The organism is Rhodococcus sp. NPDC060090 (assembly GCF_042729855.1).
In the GTDB taxonomy this organism is placed as follows: Bacteria; Actinomycetota; Actinomycetes; order Mycobacteriales; family Mycobacteriaceae; genus Rhodococcus.
The window spans coordinates 293,084-305,258 of the sequence record NZ_JBHWXB010000003.1 but is presented as its reverse complement, the minus strand read 5'-3'; the positions used below and the strand labels follow the sequence as shown (position 1 = coordinate 305,258).

General features: G+C 67.8%; 9 protein-coding genes. 5 read left to right on the top strand and 4 right to left on the bottom strand.

What is annotated here, in order from left to right:
* Positions 1–34: 34 nt before the first annotated feature.
* Positions 35–490: a cupin domain-containing protein gene (locus tag ACFWCF_RS06075; RefSeq protein WP_378558445.1), complete on the bottom strand. Its 456-nt coding sequence runs from the start codon at positions 488–490 to the stop codon at positions 35–37.
* Between the two features lie 178 nt (positions 491–668).
* On the opposite strand from ACFWCF_RS06075, the gene ACFWCF_RS06070 reads away from it, so the two are divergent.
* The 4 genes from ACFWCF_RS06070 to ACFWCF_RS06055 are packed head-to-tail and all read left to right on the top strand — an operon-like array spanning position 669 to position 8,969.
* A complete protein-coding gene (locus ACFWCF_RS06070; RefSeq protein ID WP_378558673.1) occupies positions 669–2,129 on the top strand; it encodes a TIGR02677 family protein in 1,461 nt (486 codons plus the stop codon).
* Entirely contained in the window at positions 2,126–3,571 is a 1,446-nt protein-coding gene (locus ACFWCF_RS06065) for a TIGR02678 family protein (protein ID WP_378558442.1), read from the top strand. Before ACFWCF_RS06070 ends, ACFWCF_RS06065 begins: the two co-directional genes overlap by 4 nt.
* A complete protein-coding gene (locus ACFWCF_RS06060; protein ID WP_378558439.1) occupies positions 3,568–7,746 on the top strand; it encodes a TIGR02680 family protein in 4,179 nt (1,392 codons plus the stop codon). Before ACFWCF_RS06065 ends, ACFWCF_RS06060 begins: the two co-directional genes overlap by 4 nt.
* A 26-nt stretch (positions 7,747–7,772) precedes the next feature.
* Positions 7,773–8,969, top strand: a complete 1,197-nt coding sequence (locus ACFWCF_RS06055) for a DUF2399 domain-containing protein (RefSeq protein ID WP_378558436.1) — start codon at positions 7,773–7,775, stop codon at positions 8,967–8,969.
* A 36-nt stretch (positions 8,970–9,005) separates the two neighbouring features.
* Here ACFWCF_RS06055 and lexA read toward each other — a convergent pair whose 3' ends face one another.
* Positions 9,006–9,689, bottom strand: coding sequence for a transcriptional repressor LexA (gene lexA / locus ACFWCF_RS06050; RefSeq protein WP_378558432.1), 684 nt, complete (start codon positions 9,687–9,689; stop codon positions 9,006–9,008).
* 295 nt (positions 9,690–9,984) lie between these two features.
* On the bottom strand, positions 9,985–10,395 hold the full coding sequence (locus tag ACFWCF_RS06045; protein WP_378558430.1) for a VOC family protein: 411 nt from the start codon (positions 10,393–10,395) through the stop codon (positions 9,985–9,987).
* A gap of 168 nt (positions 10,396–10,563) precedes the next feature.
* Here ACFWCF_RS06045 and ACFWCF_RS06040 point away from each other — a divergent pair, with 168 nt between their 5' ends.
* On the top strand, positions 10,564–10,899 hold the full coding sequence (locus ACFWCF_RS06040) for a type II toxin-antitoxin system Phd/YefM family antitoxin (RefSeq protein ID WP_378558429.1): 336 nt from the start codon (positions 10,564–10,566) through the stop codon (positions 10,897–10,899).
* A 115-nt stretch (positions 10,900–11,014) separates the two neighbouring features.
* On the opposite strand, the gene ACFWCF_RS06035 is transcribed toward ACFWCF_RS06040, so the two are convergent.
* The gene (locus ACFWCF_RS06035) at positions 11,015–12,157 is read right to left on the bottom strand and encodes an alkaline phosphatase D family protein (RefSeq protein ID WP_378558426.1); all 1,143 of its coding nucleotides are present in this window, start codon (positions 12,155–12,157) and stop codon (positions 11,015–11,017) included.
* Between the last annotated feature and the right edge of the window lie 18 nt (positions 12,158–12,175).

The following is a 12,175-nucleotide window of genomic DNA, read 5'->3' as shown; positions in this document are numbered from 1 at the left end:
ATGGGGAAGGTCGCGGACGCCCTCGATGGCCGGTTCAGATCGCGGCGCATGCGGGGGCCGGCGCATCCTCGAACAACGGCGCTCCGATCGGCGTGAGATACACGACGTCGAGTATCACCGGCACCGTCCCTGCATTGCGGCCCTCGTGCATGTGGTCAGCCCCCGCGGGTTCGTCGATCACGTCACCCGCGTCGTAGATCACCGGCGCGCAATCCGCTCCGGGATGTGTGAGCGTGCCCGCCCGGACGATGCCGAGAACGGGCCCGTCGTGGTAGTGCCACCCTGTCGTTCCACCCGGGTCGATGGTGATCTCGCGCGCCACGGCGTGCACCCCGTCGGGCACGAACGGTAGAAGGTTCGGCGGAACCTCGATGTCCACCCATGTCACGCCCGAGATTCCCGCGCTCGGGGTGGCGTGGGCCCACCCTGGCACCGCGACAGAACCTGCGATGACGATCGCCGCGAGCACACGACGCGTGGGTCGTCTCATGGCCAGGGACGTTACCGCCCGCGCGACCCACGCGGGGGGCGAACGCGCACGCCGGTCGCCGACACGGGCCGTGGGTGATGCAGGCCCGAGTGCCTCGTCCGCCTACCCTGTCACAGTGAACGAAACAGGTCGATCCCCCGTCGGAGCGGTCGAGGATCCGCTGGTGCGGGACGATCGGCTGCGGTTGTTCTCGTTCGCGACCGCCGAGAAACGCACTCACTACCTGTGGGTTCTGCGCGCATTCGACCACGCGCGCGGCAACTACACGGTGCTGCTGCACGCCGGGGACGTCGAGACCGTCCTGAACCGCATCGCAGCAGACCGACCCGGAGACGCGCCCGAGGCCTCCGACCTTCCGGCTCTGCTCGAGCAACTCCACGCGTGGGGTGTTCTCGAGCGCAGCTACGACGGCACCCGCGCCGCAACGCTCGCCGAGTACCGCAACCGCCACTACGTCTACCAGTTCGGCCAGGCAGGCTACCGGGCGTTCCGCGCAGTGGAAGATGTGCTGTCGGCGCGCGGGGAGGACGTGTCCCTGTCGCGGCTGGCGCTGGCCGATCTGCTCGCCGATCTCACCGAACTCGCCGACGCGAACGCCGCCGGTGACGGTGAACTCGTCTACCGCAAATTGAGCCGGCTCGACTCGACGCTGTCGGACATGGCCGAACGCGCCGCCCGGTTCTACCTGGTGCTCGGCGATCTGGTGCGCACCACCGAGATCACCCCGGAAGTGTTCCTCGACCAGAAGGACGCGCTGCTCACGCATATGCGCGAGTTCAGTTCCGATCTTGCCCGCTACGCCCCGAAGCTCACCGCGGCGCTCGACCGTGTCCATGCCACCGGCTCCGACACACTGCCCACGCTGGCGGCGCAGCACGACGAGCGGGTGCTGCTCTCGTTCGAGGAACGCGAAGCCGACTGGCGGATGCGCTGGCGCGGTGTCGAGCATTGGTTCGTCGGTGTGGGGTCCGCGCCGAGCGAATCGGAGCGGCTGCGCGGCGCGACGATCAATGCCATCTCGGCGGTGCTGTCGCTGCTGCGGCGCCTGACCGAGCAACGACGCGGCGGCGTCAGCCGCGAATCGCAGTTGCGGCACCTGGCGGGGTGGTTCGCGAACGCGCCCACAGAGGACGCCGCGCATGCCCTGTTCGGCGCCGTGTTCGACCTCGGCCGGCCCCGGCATTTCTCGATACCGCATCCCGACGCGGACGTCATCCCCGTCACCCGTTCGTGGTGGGAGGCGCCGCCGGTGGAGATCTCGCGCACGCTCGCGGAAACCGGGCGGCGTCCCGCTGCGGGAGCGCCCGGACGGATCCAGCGTAATGATGCCGGGGTGCGCAGGTTGCGGGAGAAGCAGCTCGAGACGCAGCGGCGCCGCGCGCAGGCCGCGAAGTCGCTCGCGGTCGGTGGTGTGCGGGAGCGGGAGCTTTCGGAGCCGGAGGCCGAGGTGTTGTTGAGTCTGCTCGATGCGGCGTTGTCTGCGCGGGTGCCGGTCAGTGGGCGGGTGCGGTCCGATGAGGGAACGTCGGGGACACAGAACGGGGTGAAGCTCACGTTGCGGCCGAGTGAGGAGTCGATGGTGGTGCGCACCGCGCGGGGCAGTTTGTATCTGGATCATCTGTCGGTGGAGGTGCAGTGAGGGCGCGTGCGATTGCGTCGGTCGATCTCGATGCGTATCAGCGGGCGGCGCGGCTGATCCTGACGCATCATCTGGTGACGGCGACGTTCCCGGATCGGTCGGCGTTGTCGTCGCTGCGCCGGTGGGCGACGGAATTGCGTGAGGATCTCCTCGCCACGTTCGGGTATCGGCTCGAGGTCACCGAGACCACGGCGCGGTTGTTCACGGTCGCGGATCGGCTCGATCCGGGTGCGGGTACGAGTACCGCGACGGACCGGCCGTTCGATCGTCGCCGGTATGCGTTTCTGGCGTTGTCGATCGCGGCGTTGGGTCGCGGTGGTGGTCAGATCACGTTGTCGGAGTTGGCCGACCATGTGGCGTCGGATGCGAGCCGGGTGGAAGGCATCGATCTCGACACCGAGCGCAGCGCGGATCGGGATGCGTTCGTCGATGCGGTGGCGTGGTTGACGGCGCGGGGTGCGCTGGCGCTCGCCGATGGTGATGCGAGTGGCTGGGCGAGCGACCCGGGGCGCGGGGAGGCGCTCTACGACATCGATCGTGCGGTGGTGGCCGCGGTGTTCCGTCCTCCGCGGGCGTTGCAGCACCTGACGTCGGTGCGGGCGCTGCTCGGCTCGTCCGTGCCGCACACCGACACCGGTGAGGTGCGGCGGCGGGTGCGTCGCGCGCTGGTGCAGAAGCCTGTGGTCTACGCCGAGGAGTTGTCGGACGACGAGGCGTTGCAGTTGGCGTTGCCGCGCACCACCGAGGAGGTGGAGTTGTTGACGGGGCTGGTGTGTGAGCGGCGCGCCGAGGGGGTGGCGCTGGTCGAGACGTCGGGCCGGTTGTCGGATGTGCGGTTCCCGAACACGGGGACGGTCGCGCAGGTCGCGTTGCTGTTGGCCGGGGAGATGTGCGATCGGGTGCTGGATCCGGATGCTGCGGCGCCGGAGCGGATGCCGTTGCCCTCTGATCGGCATGGTGCTCTGGCGGCGGCGATCGACGGTGCGATTCCGCGGTCGGGGTTGTTCACCCCGTTGGCGTCCGCGGCGCCGGGAGAATTGGTCGATCGTCTCGAGGGTGAGTCGGAGCGTCCGGCCCCGATGCATCCGTTGATCGAGGATTCGTGGATCGCGGGCACGATCGGGCGGCTCGTCCAGACTTATGGGCGGACGTTCGCTGCGCAGTGGCAGGCGGACCCGGCGGGGCTCGCGCAGGCGGCGACGGAGCGGCTCGAGCAGATGCGGTTGGTGGTGCGCACGCCCGGCGGGGTGCTGGCGTTGCCGGCGCTGGCGCGGTTCCGTGGCGTGACGGTCAGTGTGCGCAAGCGTGATCCGGAGTTCGATCTGTTTCCCGATGCGTCGGCGGATGATCCGCCTCCGGGCGGGCCCGCGCCCAGTGACCCTGATCTTTCCAGCACTTCGGCTTCCACTGTTTCCGATTCGATCGACACGGAGATCTCATGAGCAGCGCCCGTTTCCGCCCGACGCGTGCCGGGATCATCAATCTGTGGGACTACCGCGATCAGGAGTTCTCGTTTGCCGACGGTCGTCTGGTGCTGCGTGGTCCGAACGGCTCGGGCAAGACGAAGGCCCTCGAGGTGTTGTTTCCGTTCGTGTTGGACGGGCGCATCGAGCCGCGCCGGTTGAACCCGTTCGCCGGTGAGGAACGCACGATGCGCTCGAATCTGCTGTATCAGGGGCAGGAGAGCGCGCATTCGTATGTGTGGATGGAGTTCAGCCGCGGGCAGCGCGACGACCCGGAGGCTGTGACGGTCGGGGTCGGGATGCGCGCGACGAAGGGCAACGACAAGGTCACCCGCTGGCATTTCGTGGTGGACGGCCGGGTCGGTGTCGACTTCTCGCTGCTCGACGACGAGGATCGGCCGCTGACGAAGAAGCAGCTGATCGAGCAGGTCGGTGCCGATGCGATCACCGAACGTCCGATCGAGTATCGGGCGGCGATCGATGCGCGGATGTTCGGTCTCGGCGCGCAACGGTACGACCAGTTGATCAATCTGATCCTGACGTTGCGGCGTCCGCAGCTGGCGAAGAATCTCGATCCTAAGGGCTTGTCGCAGGCCCTGACCGACGGGTTGCGGCCGCTCGACGACGAGCTGGTCGTCGAAGCGGCCCGGTCGTTCTCCGACATGGAGGAGGTGGCCCGCACGCTGGAGTCGCTGGCAGCCGCCGATGATGCGGCGCAGCGGTTCGTCACCGTCTATTCGAAGTATGTACGGCAGCAGGCGCGGGTGACGGTGGAGCAGGTGGCGGGGCGGCTCGAGGCCGTCGACGCCGCGGTGCTCGCGTTGCGGCAGGCCGGCGCCGCGCAGCAGGAGGCAACGGCTGCGCGCGCCGAGTCGGAGGAGCGGCTCGCCGGTGCGGAGCGGGAGCACGAGCAGGCCCGCACCACGCTCGATGCGTTGCAGCGGTCGAGCGCGTACGAGGGCAAGCAGCAGCTCGACGACCTCGCGTCGGTGGTGGCGAACCTGGAACGCACCACCGCGGCGCAGACCGACAATGCGACGCGGGCGCAGGCTGCGTTGGCCGATCGGGTCGGCGAGCAGACTCGTGCCGAGGACGCCGTGACCGCCGCGACGTCGACGCGGCGCCGCACGGAAGATGCGATGCAGGCTGCGGCCGAGGATGCGTCCATCGCATGGTCGGGTGTGGAGCACATCGATCGGACGGAGCGGCTGGTCGCGGTGATCGAGGCGAACGCCGAGGAACGCGACGCCGACGTGCGGGCGGTGCGCAGCGCATTGTCGAAGGTCGAGGGGGCGGCTGCGGCGCGTACGCGAGCGGAGGTGGCGGCGACGCGCAGCCGCGGTCAGCGCGACACGGCGCTGGCGGCGGTGGAGGCAGCGGAGACCGTCGTCGAACTGGCCCGCAGTGAGACGGCGAACGAGCTGCGGCGCTGGTGGACCGAGCACACGAACACCCTGTCCGGCGTGGGATTGTCGACACCGGTGTTCGAGGCGCTCGATGCCGCGTTCGGTGTGGTCGGTGAAGATGACGCCACCTCGCCGACTGCGGTGCTGGCCGAGCACACCGGCCCGGTCGTCGAGGAGATCCGGTTCCGGCGGCGCGCGACGGTCTCCGAGATCGATGCGCTCGGGGTGCGGATCGGTGAGCTCGAGCAGGAGCGTGCCGCGGTGGCAGCCGAGCGGGACGACGCTCCCCCGCCGTTTCCCGCGCGCTGCGGGAGCCGAGCGGATATGGACGGCGCGCCGCTGTGGCAGCTCGTGCGATTCCGGGACGATGTGTCGGCGGAGGACGCGGCGGGCGTCGAGGCGGCGTTGCAGGCAGCGAATCTGCTCGACGGGTGGCTCGTCGGCGGCGCCGGTGAAATCCCGGATCTCGAATCGGAGCAGCTGCTGCTGGCGTTGCCGCCCGAGCAACGACCGACCGGCCGCACCCTGTCGGATGTTCTCGTGCCCGAATCTGATACGCCGGTACCTGAGTCTCGGGTCGCGGAGGTACTCGCGTCGATCGCGTTGACGGCGGAGCCGGGCAGTGGCGTCGCGGTGGATGTGCGCGGCGGATATCGGCAGGGTGTGCAGCTCGGTCGTCACAGCAAGGATCATGCGGAGTTCATCGGGGCGACGGCCCGTGCACGACGACGGCAGCGGCGCATCGCCGAACTCGAAGCGACCATTGCCGAATCCCGCGCGGAGGCGCAGACCCTGCGTGAGGAAGAGCAGTCGCTCGGCGACCGTCTCACGGCTCTCGACCGGGCAGTGAAGGCACTTCCCCGCACCGGCTCGGTCCTCGCCGCGCTGCGGAAGGTGACCGAGTGTGCGGGTGCGTTGCGTACCGCGCAGGACTCGGCGGCGGCGGCCGACCGGGATCACGATCAGGCGATCGCCGATGCGTCGGTCAAGGAACAGCAGCTGCGTGCGGCTGCGGCGCGGCACCGCAGCCCGCTCACCGCCGTCGAGCTGGACAGCCTCGACGCTGCGATCCGGCATTTCCGGACGCAGGGCCAGACGCTGCTCCGGGCGCTGCGTGATCAGGCGAACACAGCCGAACGTCTGCGGGAAGCACAGTCTCGGCACGACGAGGCGCGGGTCGCGGCGGACGAGGCCGCCGAACAGTCTCTCGAGGCCGCGGAGTCGTTGGCACATCAGCAGCAGGGGCTCGAGACATTGCGGGAGTCGATCGGCGCGAGCGCCGAGCGCATCGATGCGCAACTCGAGGAGGCCCGGACTCGAATCGAGTCGGCGAAAACAGCCGAACGCGCGGCTCGACATGCGTTCCAGTCGACACTCGAGCAGATCGGCAAGTCCGAGGCCGCGCACACGGCTGCGGAGCAGACGTTGCGGTCGGCGCTGGTGGAATGTCACGTCGATGCCCGTAAGTTGGCGCCGTTCTCGCACCGCGACCTGTTGGCGTTGCTCGAGGTGCAGAGCGAGCACATGTGGCCGGCGAGCGAGGCTGCGTGGCTCGATGCCGATCAGGTGGTCTACCGGATCCGGCACGCTACAGGCGTCGACGGCGCTGCCGTCGAGGTGCCGCCCGTCGAGGTGCTGCCCGTCGAGGTGGCCGGGTTGTTCCGGTCGCTCCAGACTGCGACGGAGTCGGTGTCGGCCGGGGAATCTGCGCGCAAGTCGACGGGGTCGGCGTTGACGTCGGCGCTGCAGGACTTCGATGCCGAACTCGCGCGGGGACGCGACTATCGCCTGACCTGGGATGCTCCCGACGGGGTGACGGTGGTGCAGGTGCAGGACGAGCAGGGCTACACCTCGGTCGGGCGGTTCGCGGCGCGCATCGCGCGGGCGCGGCAGGAGCAGGAGGCGTTGCTCACCGATTCGGAGCGTCGCATCCTCGAGGATGCGCTGCTGACCGGGTTGTCTCAGCAGATCCACGAACGCACTGTCGATGCCCGCGATCTGATCGGCCGGATGGGGACCGAGATGCGGCAGCGGCACATGTCGTCGGGAAACACGATCGGGGTGCACTGGGTGCTCGCCGATCATCTGGACGAGCGGGCGCGGGCGGTGTGCAAACTGCTCGATCGGGATGCGTCGGCGTTGTCGCCGGAGGATCTGGCGGGGATCCGGGCGCATTTCGCGTCGCGGATCCGCGCGGAGCGGGCGGCTCATCCGGAGCGGTCGTACCCGGAGATCCTCGCGGCGACGCTGGATTACCGGCGCTGGCGGGTGTTCTCGTTCAGCCTCATCGGGTCGGATGGCAGTGAGGACCGGTTGACGCCGGCACGGCATTCGGCGTTGTCCGGTGGTGAGCAGTCGGTGTCGCTGCATCTGCCGTTGTTCGCGGCGGCGCACGTGATGCTCGATTCCGCCGATCCGCATGCGCCGCGGTTGCTGGCGCTCGATGAGGCGTTCGCGGGTGTCGACGACACCGGGCGCAGCGAGTTGCTGGGCCTGTGTGTGCAATTCGACCTCGACTTGTTCATGACCGGGTTCGATCTGTGGATCACCTACGGTGGGGTGCCGGGGTGTGCGCACTACGATCTGTCGCATTCGGTGGTGGAGCACACGGTCGCGGCGACGCTGCTGGTGTGGTCCGGTGGTGAGTTGCTCGCCGAGCACGACGGGTCGGATCTGGCGACGGCGTTGGGGTCGCCGGGTACGCGGCGGGTGACGCAGCCGGTGGATGGTGCGTTCGAGTTCGCCTGATCGGCATGGGATTCCGGGGAGAGTAGATGAGCTGGGCCGGAAGCAACGAACTGCGTGCGGTGCTCGACAGGGCCCGCCGGCATCTCGAGCGCAACGGACTTCAGGTGACCGGGAAGATCACGGTGCCGGTCACCGAGGAGGCGCCCCATCTTTATCGACTGGCGCTCGCGATGCGCGGAGTCGATGTGAACAGTGCCTCGCCCACGGTGCCCATCTACATCCGATCTCTCGACATCTTTCTCCGACTCCCTCTCAACGGCGGTCGCTCGCTGCTCGAAGTGCTGCACGCAGAGTCACCGCTCGTCGACCGACCCGCCGAGCGGGCCGCCAAGAAGGAGGCCATCGACCGCGCGTGGGACCGGATCCATACGATTCTCGCGGCGCCCGAGCATCGGCAGTGGCTCGAACTCCTCAACGCCGCGCGAGTCACAACACCCGACCTGATATCGGGGACGATGCGCGACGTCGCCCACATTCTCGTGGCACTGCCCGCCGAGGGCGCGTCACCGGTCGAGCTTGCCGATCATGCGCTCGGTGACACCAAGGCCCTGACCGATACACCGGTACGCCGATGGGTCCTGCGCATTCTCGCGGCAGCGCGTGGCGTCTCCCCACCCTCGACCGGTGCCGAGCGCGCCGCGCTGTGGGAACAGTTCGGGGTACTCGACAGCGGCCTGACGAGTCGCGTACTGACCCTCGGTGTACGACTCGGAGGCCACCCCTCAGCAGTGACGATCTCCGAGGCCGCGGCGGACGCGGGGATCCATCAAGTGTGGACACTGGCGCAGCTTCGCACGTGGACTGCGACGTTGACTGCGGACGAGGTGTACGTGTGTGAAAATCCCACCGTCGTCCAGGCCGCCGAACGTGAACTGGGTGCACTGTGCAAGCCGTTGGTGTGCACGGAGGGACAGCCGTCGGAGGCCGTCCGTAGGTTGATGAGCACGGCCCGCGGAACCGTGTACTGGCGCGGCGATTTCGATTGGACCGGGCTGCGCACCACCGGTCGCGCATGCACCGAACTCGACGCACTGCCCTGGCTGATGGATGCGGCTACGTATCGTGAGGCGCTCAACCGTGGGGACTCCGAGACGTTGAAGTCCACCGATACACGCGCCGAGTCGCCGTGGGATCCCGAACTGGCAACGGCCCTGGAGCGGTCCGGGCGAGCTGTGATGGAGGAGCGAGTGATCCCGGAATTGTTGGAGCATCTCCGTCGATAGTCGAGGACGACATTCTCGTGGACTCGCTGCGTTTCGTCAGATGCGGCGCATGACCGAGACGACCTTACCCAGGACGACTGCACCGTCGCCGTCGATCTCGGTGTAAGCGGGATTGCGGGGTTCGAGGACGACATGACCGTTGCGGCGGCGGAGTACCTTCACCGTGGCCTCGCCGTCGATCATCGCGGCGACGATGTCGCCGGAATGGGCTTCGTCCTGGCGGCGCACCACGACGACGTCGCCGTCGCAGATCGCGGCGTCGGTCATCGAGTCCCCGCGCACCCGCAGCGCGAACACGGTGCCGGAGCCGACGAGCTCGCGGGGAAGCGTCAGGGTCTCGTCGATGTACTCCTCCGCGAGGATCGGTGCGCCGGCCGCGATGTCGCCAACCACCGGCACTGCCACGTTGTTGTCGTTCGAACGGCCCTGCTCGGTGCCGGCCAAGAACGGGCGTACGTCCAGTTGGCGGGCCATGGACGTGCCCCTTCGGAGAAAGCCTTTCTCCTCGAGGCTCTTCAGGTGCTGGGACACCGACGACGTCGATCTCAGGCCCACCGCGTCCGCGATCTGTCGGGTGCTCGGCGGGCATCCGTGCGCTGCCACCCAATCCCGGATCGTTACCAGAATCCGCTGCTGGCGGGGCGGCAACGTGGAGGCGTCGAGGCCGCCGAACATGTCGAAGTCGTCGTATTCGGTCACCGAAGAATCGTAGGTGGTCATGACGGCACGCTCGAGCGCGGTCCTGGGCTCCACCGGGCCCGCATCGCCAGGCGCAGCACCTGCCGGAAACCGCAGACCACTCCATGGAACGCATTGCGGCCAGGTCGGGGCGTGCAGCTCGGCATCGACGAAGATCAGCAGGAAATCGTTCAAGGTTGGGCAGACCGGACGATCATGTGAACCCGCCGGAGCGACCTCGGGCGCCTCCACGCTTCGTCGAGGAGTTCTTGTGCAGAACGGCGCTTCGGCTGGATCGTGTCCGCGTGCCCAGTGGTGAACTTTTCGCGCTGCCGCATCAGGGCTCGACACTGACCTGCCACACATGACCGTCGGGGTCGGTGCACGTGGCTTCGTATCCCCAGGGCTTGCGCTGTGGTTCGCCGAGCACCTTACCCCCTGCACTGCGGATGCGCTCGACGAGAACGGCGACCTCGTCTTCATCGGCGACGCCGACGTCCACGATGCACTCGCTGGTCCCGGTGGGGGCGAGCTCACGACCTTCTCCCAGGGCCCAACCGAAACCGCCCGCGGGGATGAGCATCAACATGGTCTGCTGATCGACACGGAACATCAACGGTTCGGGTACGCCGTCGTCGGCCGGTTCGCCCACCAGCTCGAATCCGAACGTGTCTCGGTAGAAGATCATCGAATTCGTACGATCGGAGATCGGCAAGCAGATTCGCAGACCACGGGGTTTCGGGGGCATCACCACTCCATTCGGTTGATACACGGATCACGGTTATCGGTACCGACCTCCGGGGGGCGCGGAATTCATCGCGTGTCTGTGCTCTGACACGCGGGATCGCATCCCGCACCCGATTCGGGTCCGGTGATGGGATGATGCGCGAGTCAGACGAGTAGACGAACGGAGCCGATGCGGGTGCCATCAACCACGGTGAAGTCCGCGCGCAGACAGTTGAAAGACCTGATTCGACAGGTCAACGACGACACGGTTGCCGTGGAGATCACCGGGAAACGTGACACGGCGGTGCTGATCTCGAAGGCGCGGTACGTCGCACTGCAGGAGGCGTCGTTTCTGCTTCGCTCCCCCGAACTGATGGACAGTCTGCGCAGGGAAATGGAGCGGGCGTTGCAGGAGCAGATGCCTGAGTCTGCTGCCGAGGCCGACGACCCCGTGGAGCATCCGACCGCGAAACGCGCACGGCGGTCGCGCCCGCGAAACCGCAAGAAGAAGCGGAAACGTCGATGACGGACCACCTAAGCGCTTGACCGCCGTCGTGGCACTCCGTTCCCGCGACCATCCTTGATTCCCGCTCACGCAATCGCTGCAGTGGGAAGCTGGCGTCCGCGCGTGAAGCTCGTCGTCAGGCCTTCTCCTGCAATCCCGGCTGCCCGGACACGATCTCAAAGGACGCCTTCGGTGCATCGGGGTCGGCGAAATCGACCTTGATGTCGTTTGCCCAGTGCCGGTGCACGTCACCGGTGAGCACGACCGCGTTGCGGACCGGCGAATCGACCCAGCCTTCGGTGATGCGGCGCCGGGACGCGGCGTATCCGTCCCAGCTGTCCATGCTCACTTCGTCGGTGGTCGGGCTCGGATCTTTGTCCTGTTCGGCGAAGAACAACTGCTGGCCCAGGAAGTCCCAGTGTGCGGTGGATGTTCGGAATCCGTCGAGCAGCCACGCCTCCTGCTCGGCTCCGGTCAGCGTGCGCGCTTCGTCGTGACGCTCGGCCATGTTCTCCTGCCAACCATCGCCTGCGGCCTGATCGTCGCGGTACTGACGGGTGTCGAGCATGTGGAAGTTGGCGAGGTTCCCCCACTGGATGCGCCGGAAGATCTTCATGTCGTGGCCGGTCGGTGCCGACGAGCCACGGCGCGATCGCATGGGTTGCCTGCAGATCGGCGTCTGACTTGTACGAGCATGACGCTGCCGGTAGTTCTCGAGCGTGACCGTCTGGGGGCCGTCGACAGCCCGCACGAGTCCGGTGTCGCTGACGTACTCGCCGGTGGTGTGTTCGTACTGGGCGCAGCTCGCGAAGGCCATGGCCAGTGCGGCGGGCGTCTCGGTCGCTGCCGGAGTAGTCAGCGCGCGCCCCACGATGCTCATGTGGTCGCCGGTGCGGAATCGGTGGAAGTATTCGCGTCCCGGTCGAAGCCCGAAGAGTTCGACGTGTACTGAATGAGCGCTGTCGAGGACTGCCTGTTCTTCGCCGCGCGCCACGACCCGGGCCATCTGCTCGTCTTCGGCGACCTCCCACTGCACTGGGATGCTGCGGTTGGGCATGCCGCCGAGACTGTCGTCGGCGATGGGGTCGAGCGCGAGCCGGGTCCAGATGACGAACCCGTCGGGTGCCGGATCGCCCGAGGCGACCCCGAGCATGAACGGGTCGCCCTTCAATCCGGACGCTCTCGCGCGGCCGCAGCCGGTGGCGCTGACGGAGGTGACCGTGGTGACGATGCTGATTCCCAGATCAGCGGTGAGAAATGATCTACGTGACAAGGGCATGGGGAGAGAAGTTGACGA